Annotated in this window: 16 protein-coding genes; 4 read left to right on the forward strand and 12 right to left on the reverse strand. The window is 45.9% G+C overall.

The annotated features are described in order from the left end of the window. Positions 1–45 precede the first annotated feature (45 nt). The gene (gene ytvI / locus SFC25_RS06775; RefSeq protein WP_411214529.1) at positions 46–1,164 is read left to right on the forward strand and encodes a sporulation integral membrane protein YtvI; all 1,119 of its coding nucleotides are present in this window, start codon (positions 46–48) and stop codon (positions 1,162–1,164) included. On the opposite strand, the gene SFC25_RS06780 is transcribed toward ytvI, so the two are convergent. The 7 genes from SFC25_RS06780 to dnaE form a co-directional block, all read right to left on the reverse strand. Then, the gene (locus SFC25_RS06780; protein ID WP_411214530.1) at positions 1,161–1,553 is read right to left on the reverse strand and encodes an FxsA family protein; all 393 of its coding nucleotides are present in this window, start codon (positions 1,551–1,553) and stop codon (positions 1,161–1,163) included. The two genes, ytvI and SFC25_RS06780, sit on opposite strands and share 4 nt — an antisense overlap. 104 nt (positions 1,554–1,657) lie before the next feature. Next, entirely contained in the window at positions 1,658–3,418 is a 1,761-nt protein-coding gene (gene pyk, locus SFC25_RS06785; RefSeq protein ID WP_411214531.1) for a pyruvate kinase, read from the reverse strand. 33 nt (positions 3,419–3,451) lie between these two features. Then, positions 3,452–4,411, reverse strand: a complete 960-nt coding sequence (gene pfkA / locus SFC25_RS06790) for a 6-phosphofructokinase (RefSeq protein WP_411214532.1) — start codon at positions 4,409–4,411, stop codon at positions 3,452–3,454. 185 nt (positions 4,412–4,596) lie between these two features. Beyond that, on the reverse strand, positions 4,597–5,550 hold the full coding sequence (gene accA / locus SFC25_RS06795) for an acetyl-CoA carboxylase carboxyl transferase subunit alpha (protein WP_411214533.1): 954 nt from the start codon (positions 5,548–5,550) through the stop codon (positions 4,597–4,599). Next, a complete protein-coding gene (gene accD / locus SFC25_RS06800) occupies positions 5,547–6,404 on the reverse strand; it encodes an acetyl-CoA carboxylase, carboxyltransferase subunit beta (RefSeq protein WP_411214534.1) in 858 nt (285 codons plus the stop codon). Before accD ends, accA begins: the two co-directional genes overlap by 4 nt. A 153-nt stretch (positions 6,405–6,557) precedes the next feature. Next, positions 6,558–7,796, reverse strand: a complete 1,239-nt coding sequence (gene ystJ / locus SFC25_RS06805; protein ID WP_411214535.1) for an NADP-dependent malic enzyme — start codon at positions 7,794–7,796, stop codon at positions 6,558–6,560. Between the two features lie 97 nt (positions 7,797–7,893). Beyond that, a complete protein-coding gene (gene dnaE / locus SFC25_RS06810) occupies positions 7,894–11,166 on the reverse strand; it encodes a DNA polymerase III subunit alpha (RefSeq protein WP_411214536.1) in 3,273 nt (1,090 codons plus the stop codon). Positions 11,167–11,292: 126 nt separating this feature from the next. Here dnaE and ytrH point away from each other — a divergent pair, with 126 nt between their 5' ends. Beyond that, on the forward strand, positions 11,293–11,625 hold the full coding sequence (gene ytrH, locus SFC25_RS06815; RefSeq protein WP_038562204.1) for a sporulation membrane protein YtrH: 333 nt from the start codon (positions 11,293–11,295) through the stop codon (positions 11,623–11,625). Further along, positions 11,625–12,128 (forward strand): sporulation membrane protein YtrI, encoded by a 504-nt coding sequence (ytrI, locus tag SFC25_RS06820; RefSeq protein WP_411214537.1) that lies wholly within the window; start codon positions 11,625–11,627, stop codon positions 12,126–12,128. Before ytrH ends, ytrI begins: the two co-directional genes overlap by 1 nt. Here the strand turns inward: ytrI and SFC25_RS06825 are convergent. From SFC25_RS06825 to SFC25_RS06835, 3 genes are all read right to left on the reverse strand, one after another. Then, entirely contained in the window at positions 12,125–13,069 is a 945-nt protein-coding gene (locus tag SFC25_RS06825) for a DHH family phosphoesterase (RefSeq protein WP_411214538.1), read from the reverse strand. The genes ytrI and SFC25_RS06825 overlap by 4 nt on opposite strands. A 21-nt stretch (positions 13,070–13,090) precedes the next feature. Further along, positions 13,091–14,407 (reverse strand): DRTGG domain-containing protein, encoded by a 1,317-nt coding sequence (locus tag SFC25_RS06830; RefSeq protein ID WP_411214539.1) that lies wholly within the window; start codon positions 14,405–14,407, stop codon positions 13,091–13,093. Positions 14,408–14,587: 180 nt separating this feature from the next. Then, positions 14,588–15,265 (reverse strand): metal-dependent hydrolase, encoded by a 678-nt coding sequence (locus SFC25_RS06835; protein ID WP_411214540.1) that lies wholly within the window; start codon positions 15,263–15,265, stop codon positions 14,588–14,590. Positions 15,266–15,368: 103 nt separating this feature from the next. Here SFC25_RS06835 and SFC25_RS06840 point away from each other — a divergent pair, with 103 nt between their 5' ends. Continuing rightward, on the forward strand, positions 15,369–16,466 hold the full coding sequence (locus SFC25_RS06840; protein ID WP_411214541.1) for a M24 family metallopeptidase: 1,098 nt from the start codon (positions 15,369–15,371) through the stop codon (positions 16,464–16,466). A 42-nt stretch (positions 16,467–16,508) separates the two neighbouring features. On the opposite strand, the gene ald is transcribed toward SFC25_RS06840, so the two are convergent. Continuing rightward, entirely contained in the window at positions 16,509–17,627 is a 1,119-nt protein-coding gene (gene ald / locus SFC25_RS06845) for an alanine dehydrogenase (RefSeq protein WP_411214542.1), read from the reverse strand. A gap of 124 nt (positions 17,628–17,751) precedes the next feature. Continuing rightward, positions 17,752–18,951, reverse strand: a complete 1,200-nt coding sequence (locus SFC25_RS06850) for an acetate kinase (RefSeq protein WP_095224614.1) — start codon at positions 18,949–18,951, stop codon at positions 17,752–17,754. Positions 18,952–18,956 lie beyond the last annotated feature (5 nt).

The raw sequence follows: 18,956 nt of genomic DNA on the forward strand, positions 1-18,956 counted from the left end.
CCTTTCCTCCAAACTTCTTCTTTACTATTAAAAGGATGTGAGCTCATGCAAATGGCAACACTCCACCAGCTGCTGCGGGTATGTATTGTCCTTGGATTGATTGCGGGCAGTATTACACTCATTCTGGTTGCCGCTCCTTATGTATATCCATTTATCATCTCTGTCATCCTTGCCGTTCTGATGAATCCTGCTATTCGCGTAATTGAGCGAAAAACAGCCTTGAACAGGACTGCAGCTGTTGCACTGATATTATTGATATTTTTAGGCTGCTGCGTAGCTGGTCTCGCACTGGCGGTAAATGAAATTGCCCAGGGTGCAGCGTATTTGGCTAAGACCGTTCCCGTACATTTCACTGATTTTGTAGGGTATGTACAAAAGCTGGCGGAACTTTATATTGTGCCATATTACGAACGATTGATGTCATTTCAGCAAGAATTGGATCCTGGCCAGCAAGAAGCATTGGATGAAAATCTGCAAGCTGTCATCCAGCATCTTTCAGCCACTCTCGGGGATGGCATTCAAGCTGCATTGGAAGCTGTACCTATGCTGCTCGGCAAAGCCCCGCTTTATATAAGCGTCTGTATATTTGCCTTGCTGGGCACTTTTTTCATCTGTAAAGATTGGGAAAAAATCATGCTATTTTTAAATCGTTTTCTGCCTGCCTTGCTGCTCTCCTCCGCGAAACAAGTTTTCAAAGGATTAAAAAAAGCATGTGTAGGATTCCTTAAAGCACAGGCTTTACTCTTGAGTTTGACATTTGTCATCATGTGCATCGGATTTGCCGTACTTCGTATCGAGCATCCGATTGCTACGGCTTTTTTTATCTCCCTGATTGATATCGTACCTTATCTTGGAACAGGAATTGTCTTCGTCCCTTGGATCCTCTACAGCTTTCTTACCGGAAACTTCACTATAACAATCGGGCTGGCAGTTCTTTATCTTGTAATCGTGCTGCAGCGGCAGCTCATGGAGCCCAATCTATTGTCTGTCCAGATTGGGCTGAATCCGTTAGCTACTCTAATTGCAGTCTTTGCTGGGTTCCAGCTGTTAGGCTTTATCGGCCTGCTTGCCGGCCCAGTTTTATTAGTCGTCCTCCATACGCTTTACCATACGGGTGTGCTGCGTATCCTCTGGCAATATATCAAATACGGCAAACAGGCTTAACGGCGGTAAACACGAATCGTATTTTTGGATATAAGCCGCATGAGCAATGCTTGCACCCAGTAACGAAGTCTTTTACGTGTAAACGGCAGTAAAAACAAAAGACCTACCAAATCACTGAAAAAGCCAGGAAGCAACAGCAGGAATCCGCCAATCAGAATGCACGTACCATTAAGAAGTTCATCCGTTGGCGGCTGGCCATTCTGCATTTGCTCCCTTGCCCTTTTATATGTCTGGATCCCCTCGCGGCGCGCCAACGCTACTCCAAGCAATCCTGTTGCCACGATAAGAAGGAAAAGCCATAGAAAACCAATTTCCATACCAGCCCAGATAAAAAACGTTATCTCTATAGCCGGGAACAAGATGAATAGAAAAAGTAACGCTTTTTTCATATACAACGCTCCATTACATCAGAATAATTCAAGTGTACCACGCCAAAAAAATTAAAAAAAGGAGAGGGTCTCATACCCTCTCCTAGTCTCTTATAACTTATAACTTATAGGACACTTGCATGACCGTCGTAGATATCACCTTTGGCTGCATCAACTGTTACTAGTGCACCATTAGAGATTTTAGTTGTTGCTTCCGCCACACCAACTACGACCGGGATACCAAGGCTTAAGCCGACAACCGCTGCGTGGGAAGTCAAACCGCCTTCTTCTACAATAAGACCGCCAGCTTTTTCGATGGCTGGCATCATGTCTTTATCTGTACCGTACGTTACAAGGATATCTCCCGCTTGAAGAAGACGCTGTGCTTCTTCTGCATCTTTTGCAACGACAGCTTTGCCGTATACACTGCCTTTACCGATGCCTTGGCCTTTAGCAAGGATATCACCGATAACATGTACTTTCATCAAGTTAGTTGTACCAGTTTCTCCCACAGGTACACCTGCAGCGATGATGATGCGGTCCCCGCGCTTGAACAAGTCAGTAGATAGTCCTGTGTCAACTGCAAGATCCAGCATATCATCCGTAGATTCTACACGTTCACCTGTAATTGCTTGTACACCCCATACAAGGGCAAGTCTGCGGTTTGTCGCCTCATCGAATGTAACAGCTACAATAGGAGCTTTCGGACGATATTTGGAAATCATCTTCGCAGTATAGCCGCTTGAAGTAGCTGTAACGATTGCGCTGACACTCAAGTTGATTGCAGTATGACCAACAGACTGGCTGATCGCATCAGTAATTGTCATGTCACTTGCTTTGGAGCGCTCGTCAAGAATTGCTTTATGATCTAGTGCAGTCTCAGCTTTACGAGCGATGTTATTCATCGTGCGCACAGCCTCGACAGGGTAGTTACCAGCAGCTGTTTCACCAGAAAGCATGATAGCGTCTGTACCATCGAAAATCGCATTCGCAACGTCAGATGCTTCTGCACGTGTCGGACGCGGGTTACGCTGCATGCTGTCAAGCATCTGTGTAGCAGTGATTACTGGTTTACCAGCGATGTTACATTGCTTGATCATTTCTTTTTGAGCCAAAGGCACATCTTCTGCCGGGATTTCAACGCCCAGGTCGCCACGCGCAACCATTAGACCGTCACTCACCTGCAAAATGGAATCCAGGTTATCGAAGCCTTCCTGGTTTTCGATTTTCGGGATGATTTGGATATGGCCTGCCTCATGCTTTTCAAGCAATTCACGGATTTCCAATACATCAGATGGGCGTCTTACGAAGGAAGCCGCGATGAAATCAATGCCTTGTTCGATTCCGAACTCGATGTCGCTTGCATCCTTGTCTGTGATACCTGGAAGGTTTACGCTGACACCTGGCACATTGACACCTTTTTTGTTTTTAAGCAATCCGGAGTTCAATGCTTTTGTTTTGATTTCGTTATTCGCTTTATCGATGTCCAGTACTTCCAATTCGATCAAGCCATCATCCAATAGAAACTTCGAGCCGACATGAACATCATTGATCAAGCCAGGATACGTTACAGAGAATCTCTCTTTGGTACCTTCAAGCTCAGTCATGCTGACAAAGATTTCGTCGCCTTTTTCAATGTTCGCTTCGCCGCCTTGCAAAACGCCGGTACGGATTTCTGGTCCTTTTGTATCCAAAAGGATAGCTACCGTTTTACCTGTGCGTTTTGATGCTTCACGGATATTCTTGATGCGGGCGCCATGCTCCTCGAAATCTCCATGGGAGAAGTTAAGGCGTGCGACATTCATACCTTCCTCGATAAGCTGAACTAGTGTTTCTACGGACTCAGAAGCTGGTCCAATTGTACATACGATTTTTGTTTTTCTCATTATGAGAATCCTCCTTCAGTAGTGCAACATCTATTAGATCGATAGTTCCTGGGATAGTTTATACATGTCCAGGTCGATTTCGTGTCTCTGGTCCAAAATTTCCAGAATGTCATGATCCACAAGTTTATTGTTTTGGATTCCTACCATGCGTCCGGATTTGCCATCAAGCAGAAGATCGACCGCGTGTGCGCCTAGACGGCTTGCAAGTACACGGTCATTTGCTGTAGGCGATCCGCCCCTTTGCACATGGCCCAAAATAGTTACCCGTGTATCCATATTCGTTGCTTCCTCGATGCGTTTGCCGAACTCAAAACCACTGCCGACCCCTTCTGCAACGATGATGATACTATGTTTCTTTCCACGTTCCTGTCCGCGCTTCAGCCGCTCGATGACGTCATTGAAGTCTGTCGGCTGTTCCGGGATCAAAATACTTTCCGCACCGTCTGCAAGACCTGCCCATAGGGCTATATCGCCTGCATGTCGGCCCATTACCTCTACTACATACGTACGCTCATGGCTCGTAGCCGTATCGCGCACTTTATCAATCGCTTCGATAACTGTGTTAAGTGCCGTATCAAAACCGATTGTAAAGTCAGTACCCGGAATATCGTTATCGATCGTTCCTGGTACACCGATGCATGGATAGCCTTTTTGCGTCAGCTTCTCTGCTCCGCGGAATGAACCGTCGCCGCCAATGACAACTAGTCCCTCGATGCCAAAGCGCTTCAATTGTTCAATACCCTTATTCTGTCCTTCATCTGTCTTGAATTCTTCACAGCGTGCAGTGTGGAGCACCGTCCCGCCGCGCTGAATGATATCGCCGACTGATCCAAGATCCAGCTGTTTGATATTTCCATCAATCAAACCTTGATAGCCGTTGTATATGCCATACACTTCCAAATCATGATAAATAGCCTTCCTTACGACTGAACGGATTGCCGCGTTCATGCCTGGAGAATCTCCTCCGCTTGTTAGAACACCTATCTTTTTCATGCGCTCACCTCTAAGCAATTTCGATTATAGAACTTTTATACCCTTTCAAAGATAATCCTTATCCAACTTATTATCAAATAAAAACATATAATTTTCTTATTAAAAAAAGTAAGGGAAAGAATTCCGCAAAAAAGCCTATGTAAATCGTTTACAGAAGCGGAAGATGAAGTCAATTGTACGAGTGCTTATTCAGCAAAGGAACCAATATTACTATATTTTTCCCATCTTTGTTCCAGTAATACTTGCTTGTCCAATTTTTCCAATTGGGAAAGATGTTCGGCAATAGCCTGATCCACAAGCTCTGCTTGAGCCGAGAGATCCCGATGAGCCCCTCCCCGGATTTCTGGAATGATGCCATCAACGACACCAAGCTCCTTCAAGTCAGGTGCAGTGATCTTAAGTTTTTCAGCTGCTTCTTTCGCTTTTCCGCCGTCTTTCCACAGGATGGAGGCTGCGCCTTCCGGTGAAATAACAGAGAAGGTGGAATTCTCCAGCATAAGCAAGCGATCACCGACACCAAGCGCCAATGCGCCACCGCTGCCGCCTTCTCCGATAACGATGCAAATAATCGGTACTTCGAATCCGGACATTTCCATTAAGTTGCGGGCAATTGCTTCGCTTTGTCCTCGTTCTTCTGCTGCTCGACCTGGGAAAGCACCCTTTGTATCGATGAAGCAAATGATCGGACGGCCGAATTTAGCAGCTTGCTGCATATGGCGTGCTGCTTTCCGGAAACCTTCCGGATGCGGCATACCAAAGTTACGGCGGATATTTTCTTTCGTTGATTTGCCGCGCTGATGTCCCACGATGGTTACCGGGCGACCTTTATACTTGGCGATACCTGCGACAATGGCAGCATCGTCACCGTAATAGCGATCACCATGGAACTCCAGGAAATCAGTGAAAAGCTGATCCACATAATCAAGTGTCGTCGGACGCTCTGCATGTCGTGCCATTTGTACTCGATCCCAAGGCTTCAGGTTCGTGTAAATATCATTCTCCAGCTTTTCCAGACGCGTCTCCAGCTTAACGATTTCTTCCGTCAAGTCGAGGTCGCTCTCTTTTGTGAAAGTCTTCAGCTCTGCAATTTTTTCACGCAGAGCGATGACTGGCTTCTCGAATTCCAATACTTGTTTCATGATACGTTTCCTCCTGCTTGATGAATATCGAGGATCGTGGTCAGATACTTTTTCATATCATGGCGATTGATAACATCATCCAGCTGGCCGTGCGCCAATAGGAACTCCGCAGTCTGGAAGTCCTCAGGAAGCTTCTCACGAATTGTTTCTTCCACAACACGTCTGCCGGCAAAACCGATTAGTGCGCCCGGCTCAGCAAAGTTATAGTCCCCTAGTGACGCAAAACTTGCAGAAACTCCGCCATATGTAGGATTGGTCATGACAGAAATCATCAGTCCGCCTGCATCACGGAAACGCTGTACAGCAGCAGATGTCTTAGCCATCTGCATAAGGCTCAAAGCGCCCTCCTGCATCCTGGCACCTCCAGATGCTGTGAAAATGATGAATGGAATGTTTTGTTTGCGTGCATTTTCAATTGCACGAGCAATCTTCTCTCCCGCAACAGAACCCATACTTGCCATCCGGAAACGAGAGTCCATGACAGCAAAGCTTGTGCGGAAACCATTGATTGTACCTTCACCGGTGACGACAGCTTCTTTTAATCCTGTCTTCAGCTGGTCTTTCTCCAATTTCTGCGTATAGCTTGGGAATCCGAGCGGATTGCCTGTTGTTAAGTCTGTATCATATTCCGTAAATGAACCTTCGTCGAACAAATTGTTAATTCGCTCATCAGAAGGCAATTGATGATGGTGGCCGCAGTTAGGGCACACATACAATTGCTTTCTCATCTCTTCTCGGTAGTAGATCTTTCCACAGTCCGAGCATTTGAGCATGAGTCCTTCAGGAATATCCTGCTTCGCCTCTTCACTAGGCTTGGAAGCATGTTTCTTCTTGCTAAAAAAATCTTTAAGCAAGGTAATTCCTCCTTTTGAACAAACGCATCTAACTATTTATTGTACCATCATTTCCATGAACGTGCGCGTTAAATTCAACTATGTAAATACATATAACCCGCGTCAGACAGACATTTTCCAACAATGGAAACGTCTGCCTGTGCAGGTTGGATGTCAGTCTTCGTCGATGATTGTAAGCTGACGCGTTTTCTCAGCCACTTCTTCCGGATCGACCGTGATGCGGTTGACGCCAGTATCCATTGCCGCTTTCGCTACTGCTTTGGCAACAGCTGGTGCAACGCGTGGATCGAATGGAGCCGGGATAACGTAGTCTTCGTTCAAGTCGCTTTCGTCGATTAGATCTGCAATCGCTCTAGCAGCTGCAATCTTCATTTCTTCATTAATGCCAGTTGCGCGAACATCAAGGGCACCACGGAAGATACCAGGGAAAGCAAGTACGTTGTTCACCTGGTTAGGGAAGTCAGAGCGGCCTGTACCGATTACACGGGCACCCGCTTCTTTTGCATCATCTGGAAGGATTTCCGGATCTGGGTTCGCCATTGCGAAGATGATTGGATCTTTCGCCATTGTGCGTACATCATCTTTAGACAATAGGTTAGCCAAAGATACACCGATGAACACATCAGCATCCTTGATCGCATCGGACAGGCTGCCTTCCTGACGGTCGCGGTTCGTGATTTTCGCTACGCGGTCCTTCATTTTGTTCATGCCTTCCGGACGGCCTTCGTAGATCATCCCTTTGGAATCACACATGATCACGTTGTTTACGCCAAGGCTGTGCAGCAATTCGATGATTGCGATACCTGCAGCACCAGCGCCGTTTGCGACAACTTTGATGTTATCGAAACTTTTGCCAACCAATTTCAATGCATTCAGCAAACCAGCAACCGTTACGATCGCAGTACCATGCTGATCATCGTGGAATACTGGAATATCCGTTTCTGCTTTCAAACGCTCCTCGATTTCGAAGCAGCGAGGAGCGGAAATATCCTCCAAGTTCACACCGCCGAATGTTGGTGCCATTAATTTAACAGTGCGAACGATTTCGTCCACATCGTTTGTATCGAGTACGATAGGGAAGCTGTCCACACCTGCGAAGCTTTGGAATAGGACAGATTTTCCTTCCATTACCGGCAGAGATGCTTCCGGACCGATGTTTCCAAGGCCAAGTACAGCAGAGCCGTCACTGACAACCGCAACCATGTTGCCTTTCATCGTGTATTCGTAGACGTCATCCTTGTTTTGGTGGATCTCTTTACAAGGCTCAGCTACACCAGGGGAATAAGCAAGACTCAAATCCGTTGCATTACGGACAGGGATCTTTGACTTCATTGTCAGTTTCCCTTTATTTTCACGGTGTATTTTCAGTGCATCTTCTCTTAAGTTGGACATATTTTATCATCCTTTTTGTAATTTATAGCATGACGGTCGGTACAGACGACTATACATTATAGGCATATCACACCATGGTGTAAAGAAAGTCGTATCATCATTGCCCCGACACGGCAACGTTTTCTTTCCCGAAATGTTTCCTTAACATACCCAGGCTTTTCTGGTTTAGCTCGAGGTGATACGAACCGGACAGCTGATAGCTTTTCCGTGTTTCCTTGTGTACAACGATGACAGGTACGTTTCCAGGATACTGTGCGGCACATTCCCGGACAATATCGAGGACTTCTGCTTCCGCAATCGTATCATAACGAATAAAGAGCCGTTCTTTACTCGGTTCAAGCTTGTCTTCCTGGAAAAGTTGCGCCTCTTGCAGAATAAGCTGCCTTTCCCCATTCCTTTCCTCGATCTTACCAACAAGATCGAGCAGTGTTTCCTCTTCCAGAAAACGGCCAATTTGACGATGCAAATCCGGAAATACGACAGCTTCAACTTCTCCTGTCTCGTCTCCGAGTGTCAAGAATGCCATGGGCTGTCCCTTTTTCGTCCGGATCGTTCGCTGCTGGAGCACAACAGCAGCTAGCCGTACCTGCTCCTTAGCTGGCAATGCCTCAAGCTGCTGCACTGCGATATAACCGCTGCTGCGGAGATCACCCCGATAGCTTGCGAGCGGATGACTGGAAATATACAATCCAAGCACTTCTTTTTCGTACTTCAAAATGGCCATCGATGAAAATGGCTCCTGCTTTTCATAAGTGGCTTCGAATTCGACTTCTCCCAACAGCGACGGCTGATCGTATAATTCCCTGAACAATTCTGCCTGCTCTATCGCCTTATCTATTGTAGCCAACACTGCAGCTCGGTTATCATGCAAGCTATCGAATGTGCCGGCTAAGATGAGCTGCTCCAATGCAGATTTACTGATGGACACCCGGATGCAAAAATCGAAGAGATGCTTGAATGGTCCATCTTTCCGTGCATCGATAATTGCCCGGACCACTTGGGCACCAATACCTTTGATGGTCAGCAGTCCCATACGTATATTTCTGTTTTCTACTGTATACTTGCCGAAACTTTTATTGATGCTGGGAGCTGATACCCTGATTCCGCTGTCAGCTGCTTCACGGATATATTGCCGAATCTTATCTGGCTGATTCGCTGCACCGCTCATCAATTCAGCAAAAAAGTTTGCAGGAAAATGCGCTTTTAAGTATGCCAGCTGATACGCAAGATAGCTGTATGCGACTGCATGGCTGCGGTTGAATCCGTAGTTGGCGAATTTCACGATCCAGGAAAATACTTCCTTGGCAGTATCGGTGCTGTAGCCCTTTTCTATACAGCCGGAAAGAAAGCGGCTTTCTTCTTTTTCAAGTACCCCGGCATCTTTCTTACTGACAGCCCGGCGCAGCAGATCTGCTTCCCCTAGCTTGTATCCTGCCATGGATGCTGCTATTTGCATGATTTGTTCCTGGTAGACGAGTACACCATAAGTCTTCTCCAAAATTGGCGCAAGCTTCGCATGCGGGTAGCTGACCGCTTCCTCTCCGTGTTTACGACGGACAAAGACAGGAATATAACTCATCGGACCTGGTCGGTACAAGGCATTGACGGCAACAATATCTTCAAAGGATGATGGCTTCAGCTGCCGCAGTACTTGCTTCATACCGCTTGATTCAAATTGGAACACACCATTCGTGCGTCCTTCCCGGAATAAACGGAAGGTTGCTTCGTCATCCAGCGGAATAGTTTCTATATCAGGTTTCTTTGGCAAGCTGTTCAAAATATGGTCCATCAAGGTCAGATTGCGCAACCCAAGGAAATCCATTTTCAACAGACCAAGCTGTTCCAGCTCTTTCATGGCAAATTGGGTCAACGCTACCTCATCGTGTCCTGAAGCGAGCGGAACAGTTTTCACAAGTGGATCGGCACTGATGACAATACCAGCTGCATGCGTCGATGCATGACGCGGCAGCCCCTCCAGCTTGACGCCGATTCGGAATAAGCGCTTCAGCTGCTCTGATTCTTTCACATAGGCAGTCAGTTCTTCTGAAGCCTTTAAGCCTGCAGACAAAGATGCTGCGTTATTGGGAATCATCTTAAGCAAATAGGCAGCGTCCGCCTGTGGTATTTCCATCGTCTTGATCAGCTCCCGCAAAAGGGAACGGGCCGCAAAGGTACCAAACGTAATGATTTGCGCTACGTGGTCTGCACCGTATTTATTTTTTACATAGCGGATGACCTCATCCCGGCGATAATCCGAGAAGTCAATATCAATATCAGGCATCGAGATCCGTTCCGGATTAAGGAAACGCTCAAACAAAAGACCGTACGACAACGGATCCACCGCTGTAATGCCCAGCACATAGGCAACCAGTGAGCCAGCGGCCGATCCGCGGCCAGGACCTACACGGATGCCGTTTTCCTTGGCATAACGGACAAAATCCCAAACGATGAGGAAATAATCACTAAAGCCCATTTCCTTGATGACATTCAGCTCATATGTCAATCGTTCCTTAGCTTCCTTGCTATCCCCGTATAGCTCCTGAAGCCGTTTGCTGCATATCTGACTCAAATATGCATCAGCTTGTCCTTCCTGAGGAACTGGATATGAAGGTAAATGACGGCCGCCAAGCTGCAGCTGAATCGTACAGCGTTCAGCAATGGAACCAGCCTCAGCCAATGCCTCCTGCCACAATACACTATCCGATAGACGCTCCATTTCTGCTACTGTACGCAAATGATGCGCCGGCTGCGCATCATGCACAATCGGCTCCCATGTTGCTCCTTCTTCAATTGCAAGCAGACAATGATATGCATCCATATCCTCTTCCTGCACGTATCGCACATCTCCTGTGGCCGCAAATCGGAGACCATACTGCTGCTTCCAATTGGTCAAGGTCTGATCATCCAAGTAACGCACTTCTTCCGGAGTCAGACCAGCATACAGCCGCTCACCAAATATTGCCCTCCAAGGGTCGATTTGAAGCTGTATCAATGTGTGCGTCGGAATGATTGCAATGACTCCATTCGTATATTCATCCAATGATGAAATCGGTAAATAAGTTGTATCATTCGTTTGTAGGTATGTACTTAGTTCTGCCAGCTGCTGATATCCAGTATCATTTTCCGCCAGCAATAGAACTTTCGTCATTTGCCCTTCCGCCTCGACCGGGACATGGATGCCGATAATCGGTTTTATGCCCGCCTCCAAACAAGCATGATAAAACGGTACAACACCGTACATTACCACGTCATCTGTCAGCGCCAAGGCTTCAAATCCTGCTTCTTTGGCTTTTTTCACTAATTGAGGAATTTTAATTGTACTCTGATAGAAGCTATAGCTGCTTCTGATTTGCAGATGCGAGAACTCCATACACCATTACCGTCCTTTTTTACACTCTCTCCATTATATACGAAATCTTGCAGACATTGAAATGACTAACATAACTTGTCCGTTGCTGCCATAGGGTAGAAAAAGACTATGAAAAGGAGTTTCAGCATGGAAGAACGAGTTATCATTTCAATGATGCATTGTTATTTCATTGCACTCGGCGTTATGATCGGGGGCTGTTTCATCGGGAGTATTGGAGCTTTTGCTACAGGCGAACCGCCACTTACCGCCATCAAGCGCATTTCCAGCGGCATTCGGATTTGGGCCATCATTGCGGCAATCGGCGGTACATTCGATGCTATTACCAATTTTGAAAAAGGCATCTATCAAGGAGCGACTTTTGATGTAATCAAACAAATTCTTATCATCATCGCAGCGATGGGAGGAGTAAAAACGGCCCTCTTGATCATCGGATGGTTCATACAGGAGGATGTTTCCTGATGCATATACCGCCGATTTATAAGCAGACAGGATGGCAGCGCTTCTTAGTTGGATTTTTCCTTGGCGGTATTATTTCTTATTTTGTCTATCTGTTCATGTATGGAACGCTGTTTGAGGATTGGGTAAAGGAAAAAGTAGAAATGGAAGGTACGATACACGATTTGGAACGGGATATAGAAGTTTTGAAGGACAATAATGAAGAAATGAATGAACTGCAGCAGGAAGGTCTTCTTATTGATGAAATCACGGTTGCTATTGAAACAGATGACAGCCTGGAGCTGGACAAACTGATTGAGCACGAACTGAAGGAAGCGATAAAGGAGGAAGCACGCCACATGATTGGCCGCAGTGTGAATGGAGCAGTGCAGAGCACCCCTTTGCTGCTTGGTGCGATTGAGAATAAAGTCTATGAGCTGGATGGGTTTCGGTATAAAGTCGCTGTCAAGCAGCTGATCATTTCCGAGATCCTCTACTTGACAGTGACAGTTGAGACAGACACTTAATTCGATTCAAACTGACGGCAGATATCTTGTAATTCACGTTCGAGTCTGGCAGCTTCATCCCAGCTGTCTACCGTGGCTCCAGATGCAAAGGCATGGCCGCCACCATTGTATTTCCCGGCTAAACCATTGATTACAGGTCCTTTCGACCGGATTCGCACGCGAATCTGTTCTTCCTCTTCAACGAAAAAGAGCCATGCTTTGACTCCTTCGATGCTGGCAATTGTGCCCACAAGCTGACTTGTCTCCAAAGACGTCACTCGATAGGATGCAAGGATATCCTTCGTAATACGGATTGCGCAGACACCAGTTTCGTGCAGTTCGAGCTGCTGTAAGATGTACCCCTGGAGTCTGGCCACATCGAGTCTTGATGCATATAGTTTTTCATACAGAACAGTCCGGTCAAATGGATACTTAATCAATTCGCCTGCATAGTGGAATGTTTTCTCACTTGTTGACGGGAAAAGAAAACGTCCCGTATCACCGACAATTCCAGCATACAACAACATGGCACCCCGAGTCGTCAGCTGAAGCTCTGGATGCGCTGCATATAGTTCATAAATCATTTCACTTGTCGAACTGGCTGTCGGAACTACCCATTGTATGTCACCATATTGATCCACTTCCGGATGATGATCGATTTTAATTATTTCTTTGGCCAGCTTATATCGCTGATCAGAAATACGAGGCTGATTGGCAGCATCACAAATAATGACTAGCGCTTGCTCGAATACGCTGTCAGCTATCGTATCCATCTCGGCCAGGAATGTCAGCGATGGATCCGCATCACCTACCACCCAAACCTGCTTATCTGGAAATGACGCTTTTATAATTTCACTCAATCCGACTTGTGAGCCGTACGCATCCGGATCCGGACGAACATGGCGTTGTATGATGATTGTTTCATATTCTCTGATTCTTTCCAGGATTTTATCGTGCATCATATCCCCCTCTATGTATCTGCCTCAGCGATCCAGCAATTGTGCCATAAGCAGCGCTTTTGCGACTAACGTTTTCTTGTTACTATACACTTCCACGTCCATTTTCGCCAGTTTACGTCCAACCTCCAAAATACGCGGCTTGATCAGGATCGTACTGTCCAACTGGATGGGGCGCAGGAAATAGACGGATATGTTATCAACTACCATATCCCCCTTCTTCATTTTCCGGACGAAACGACGGCTTGCTTCCGTAACGAACGTTGTCAGAACCCCGGTAGAAAGACTGCCAAGCTGATTCGTCATTTGCGGAGTCACTTTTCCTTCAAATACGATGTCCGGCGCTTCATCTTCCAGTAAATCGATCTCCCTTGTAACCAGATCTTCAATTGTTTCACCAATTTGCGGCTGCAGCTGGATTTGCTGAAGCGCTTTAAGGACATCCTGTCTGGAAATCAATCCCTGCAGTTTATGCTGCTGATCGACAACCGGAATAATTTCTATACCTTCCCAAACCATCATATGCGCAGCATATGCAAGCGTCGTATGCTTCTGAACAGTAAGCGGATTCTTTGTCATGGCTTTCACAACTGACAGCTGTCTGTCTTTATTGATGATATCCTTCGAGGTGACCATTCCAGTCACCTTCTGTGCAGCATTCGTTACCGGATAACGTGTATGTGTTGTTTCCGCATTGAATGTATACCATCTTTCGAGCGTATCCGATTCCTCTAAATGATATGTATGCTGTAATGGTGTGTAAATATCCTCGACAACGATTATCTCTTTCTTGATCATTTGGTCATAAATTGCCCGGTTGATCAGTTCCGCTACTGTAAATGTATCGTAGCTCGTGGAGATGACAGGAAGCTCCTTTTCATCTGCCAGCCGCTTGATCCGGTCATCTGTGTCGAATCCGCCAGTGATAAGCACAGCTGCCCCTTCCTTGATTGCCAGTTCATGCGCTTCAATTCGGTTACCAACGATGAGCAGCGCATCCTTTTGCGTATAGCGCATCATAGCATCAAGTTCCATCGCCCCAATCACAAATTTATTGAGCGTTTTATGCAAGCCGTCACGGCCCCCAAGCACTTGCCCATCCACGATACCGATAATCTCCGCGAAAGATAAACGATCGAAATTATCCTTGATCTTTGTTTCAATCCTTACAGTACCAACACGTTCGATCGTACTGACCAGCCCTTTATTTTCTGCCTCTTTGATAGCACGGTATGCCGTTCCTTCACTTACATTCAATTCCTTGGCGATTGCACGCACAGAAATCTTCCCGCCAACCGGAAGATTCTCAATATATTTAATGATTTGATCGTGTTTAGTCGACATTCCTTCACCATGCCCTCATCTGTACTAGTCTTTATTTATCTATTGTTATTGTACAGTTTTTAGTTGAAGGTTTCAATTTCTGAAGAAAAATTGCTGTTTATCCTGAAAAATCGTATTCTAATTTCATTCAAATTACTATAACAGTCAAAAACAGCATCCTGTGACAGGATGCTGTTTTCTTTAGATTGTAATAGATTGGCCAGGTTCCAAGTGGACACCTTCACCAGGTTTCACTTTTTCTGCAAATGCTGCACCGTCTTGTTCGACTAATGGGAAAGTGTTGTAATGAATCGGAATGACACGTTTTGCTTTCACCCACTCAGCAGCAATCAATGCATCTTCAGGGCCCATCGTAAAATTATCACCGATTGGAAGCAAAGCAACGTCGATAGAGTTCATATCTCCGATAAGTTTCAAATCAGAGAATAAACCTGTGTCGCCTGCATGGTAGATTGTCTTGCCTTCTGCAGTGAACAGAATTCCCGCCGGCATCCCCATATAGTGCGTTCCATCTTCATCCGTTATGGAGCTGCTGTGAAACGCCTGCGTCAGTTTTACACGTCCAAATTCGAATTCATGAGCACCTCCGATACCCATTGGATGTGTTTTCAAACCTTTGCCTTCCAAGTAGACAGCCAATTCATTTGGTGCTACTACAAGTGCACCAGTACGTTTCGCGATCGAAATAGTATCTCCAACATGGTCATTATGGCCATGTGTCAGCAGGATCACATCTGGCTGAACATCATCTGCATTTAAATCACATGTACCGTTTCCAGTGATGAACGGGTCAATCAATATTGTATGTTTTTCTGTCACAATCTGTACAACAGCTTGTCCGTGGAATGAGATTTTCACGTTTATAACCCCTTTTCATTTTTTCGCATCTAGTTTACCACAGTTGTATACGGAAGAAACGCAATACGTTTTTTGTTATACTTGGGGAAAAGGAGGTTTTACCATGCAACATAGAATCGATACATTATTACACCAACTAAAAGGTGCCCAGGCTGACAGCGTGTTCATCACCTCCATGGAAAACGTGTATTATGTGAGTAACTATTATACGGATCCGCATGAACGGCTAGTAGCAGTATTTGCTGATCAAAAGGATGCACCATTGCTTATCTTGCCGGCAATGGAAAAAGAAGATGCACTTCAAGCCGGCTGGAAAGAAGAAATGCTTACATACCATGACCATGAGGATGTTTGGCAGCTTTTCAAGAATCATTTGAAGGAACGAGGCCGCATTCCAGCTTCCATGGGGATTGAAAAGGACCATATGTCCGTATTGCGGTTGGAATTGCTGAAGCATATTCTGCCAGATACAGCGTTCCCGAATGCGACGGAACTGCTGCAGGATCTGCGGAACATCAAAGATAAAAAAGAATATACTTTGTTGAAACAAGCAGCAGTACTTGCTGATCTTGGCGTCAAGAAGGGCATTGAGGCTATTGCAGCAGGGAAAAGTGAGTTGCAGATCGTAGCGGAGCTTGAATATGCACTGAAGCAAGAAGGCGTGAGGAGCATGTCATTTGCTACGACCGTTTTGTCCGGTGCAAAGACTGCTTCACCACACGGAACCCCTGACGGCAAACAGATTGCACCTGGAGATCTGGTTCTATTTGATTTAGGTGTCATCTTTGAAGGCTACTGCTCAGATATTACGCGGACTGTCGCTTATAAGCATGTGACAGCTGATCAGCAGCATATCCATGATACAGTACGAATCGCGCTCGAAAAAGCGACAGCAGCATCGAAAGCAGGAACGGCAATCGCAGAAATCGATAGAGCTGCTCGCGGCCATATCGAACAGGCTGGCTATGGTGAGTATTTCACGCATCGAGTCGGCCACGGTTTAGGAATCGGCATACATGAGTTCCCGTCATTATCCAGCAACAACACACAAGCAATGCAGGAAGGTATGTGCTACACAATCGAGCCTGGTATTTATTTGCCCGGCGTCGGCGGAGTACGCATCGAGGATGATATTTTCCTTACAAAGAATGGTCCTGATGTTCTTACTGCTTATCCACGTGATCTGCAAATCATCGGTTAACAGAAAACGAGCATCTGCCCAAAAGCAGATGCTCGTTTTTCTTTATCGCTGCAGCAGTTTATCAGCTGCTTCAAACGTCAAATCATGGGCCTCCGCAACGGCTTGATATGTCACATAGCCATCCAATGTGTTAATTCCTTTTGCCAGCGATCGATTATCCAGACAAGCTTGCTGGTATCCTTTATTCGCAAGCTGCAGTGCATAAGGAACCGTCACATTTGTGAGTCCGATTGTTGAAGTGCGCGGTACGGCACCCGGCATATTTGCAACTGCGTAATGCAGTACATCATGCTTCGTATATGTCGGATTATCATGCGTGGTAATTTTATCGGAAGTTGCAAATATACCTCCCTGATCAATTGCAACATCGACAACGACAGATCCGGGCTTCATGCTGCTGATCATCTCTTCTGTTACCAGCTTAGGTGCTTTTGCACCTGGAATAAGGACAGCTCCAATAACCAAATCGGATTCTTTTACCGCCTCCGCAATATTCAGCGGGTTGGAGACAACCGTATTAATCGAGCTGCCAAATAAATCGTCAAGTTCTCTCAGACGCTGCGGACTCAAATCAACTATCGTTACATCAGCTCCAAGACCTACCGCAATTTTCGCTGCATTCGTACCAACGACGCCACCGCCGATAATGGTGACTTTTCCTCGCTTCACACCTGGTATGCCAGACATTAAAATACCGCTTCCACCATAAGGCTTTTCCAGAAATTGCGCACCGATTTGGGATGCCATACGACCGGCAACTTCACTCATCGGAGTAAGAAGCGGCAAGGAACGATCGTCCAACTGAACTGTTTCATAAGCGATTCCGACGACCTTCTTCTCAATCAAGGCATTTGTCAGGGAATTTTCCGCCGCGAGGTGCAGATATGTGAAAAGAATAAGTCCTTCGTAGAAATAATTGTATTCTTCCGGAAGCGGCTCTTTGACTTTCATTACCATTTCTTTACTCCAGGCATCTGCTGCAGTCGGCACAATAACTGCACCAGCCTGTTCATATTGTTCATCTGTAAAGCCTGATCCAAGACCAGCTCCAGTCTCAATGAACACATCATGCCCTGCTTCATGCAAAAGCGTCACGCCAGATGGTGCCATAGCAACACGGTTTTCATTATTCTTTATTTCCTTCGGTACCCCAATTCTCATTCTGCATGCCTCCATTTCGTATGTAACAAGACTTGCTTTCGTCCCCAGTATACCATTGTTTCTTCCCATGGAAATGCAAAAAAAGCCAGCCCCTTCAGGTTTGGGACCAGCTTTTTGTGCTAAATTATTTTGTTACAGTTTCAGAAAGACGAACTGTGTCTCTTGCAATCATAACTTCCTCATTTGTAGGGATAACAATTACCTTCACCGGAGAGTGCGGATAAGTTAGGAATTGTTCTTTCCCGCGAACATTATTCAAAGATGGATCATAATAAACACCCATGAATTCCAAACCTTTAAGGACACGTTCACGAACAGTTGTGCTATTTTCACCAACACCAGCAGTGAAGATGATCGCATCCACTCCGCTCATACGTGCAGCGTAAGAACCAAGGTATTTGTGAATTCTTTCTGCAAATACATCAAGCGCAAGCTCAGCACGCTCATCGCCTGCTTCAGATTTGCTTTCGATGTCACGCAAATCACTGGAGAAACCAGATAGCGCAAGCATTCCGCTTTCTTTGTTCAATACATGCAATACTTCATCAGCAGTTTTGCCTGTTTTACGCATGATGAATGGAATAAGTGCAGGGTCGATGTTACCAGAACGCGTACCCATTGTAACACCAGCAAGTGGTGTGAAGCCCATGGATGTGTCAACTGATTTTCCGCCTTCGATAGCAGCAATACTTGCTCCGTTACCTAAGTGGCAGGAGATCAAGCGAAGCTGTTCGACTGGACGGTCCATCAATTCAGCTGCTCGCTGGGATACGTACTTATGGCTTGTTCCGTGGAAGCCATATTTACGGATTCCGTATTTTTCATAATAATCATATGGAAGACTGTATAGATAAGACTCAGGCGGCATTGTCTGATGGAAAGCTGTATCGAAAACAGCTACTGCCGGGATATTTGGCAGGATTTCCTTGAATGCACGGATTCCTGTTAAGTTTGCTGGGTTGTGTAATGGTGCCAGCTCGGATACTTCTGCAATCTCTTCCATCACTTGATCTGTGATCAGAACAGAGTCACTGAATTTTTCTCCGCCATGTACAACACGGTGACCAACGCCGTCAATTTCATCCAATGAAGAAATGACACCTGTTGAAGTCAGCTTTTCAAGCAACATTTTTACTGCTTCTTCATGATTTTCAATATCTTTAGTTGTTTCATCTTTTTCACCATTGAATTTGATAGTGAAGATGGAATCATTCAGTCCGATACGTTCTACGAGACCCACTGCCTTTACGTCTTCCTCAGGCATGTGGATTAGCTGGAATTTTAGTGAAGAACTACCAGCGTTGATTGCTAAAATATTACTCAACATGT

Source organism: Terribacillus saccharophilus (genome assembly GCF_046592595.1).
Lineage (GTDB): Bacteria > Bacillota > Bacilli > Bacillales > Amphibacillaceae > Terribacillus > Terribacillus saccharophilus_C.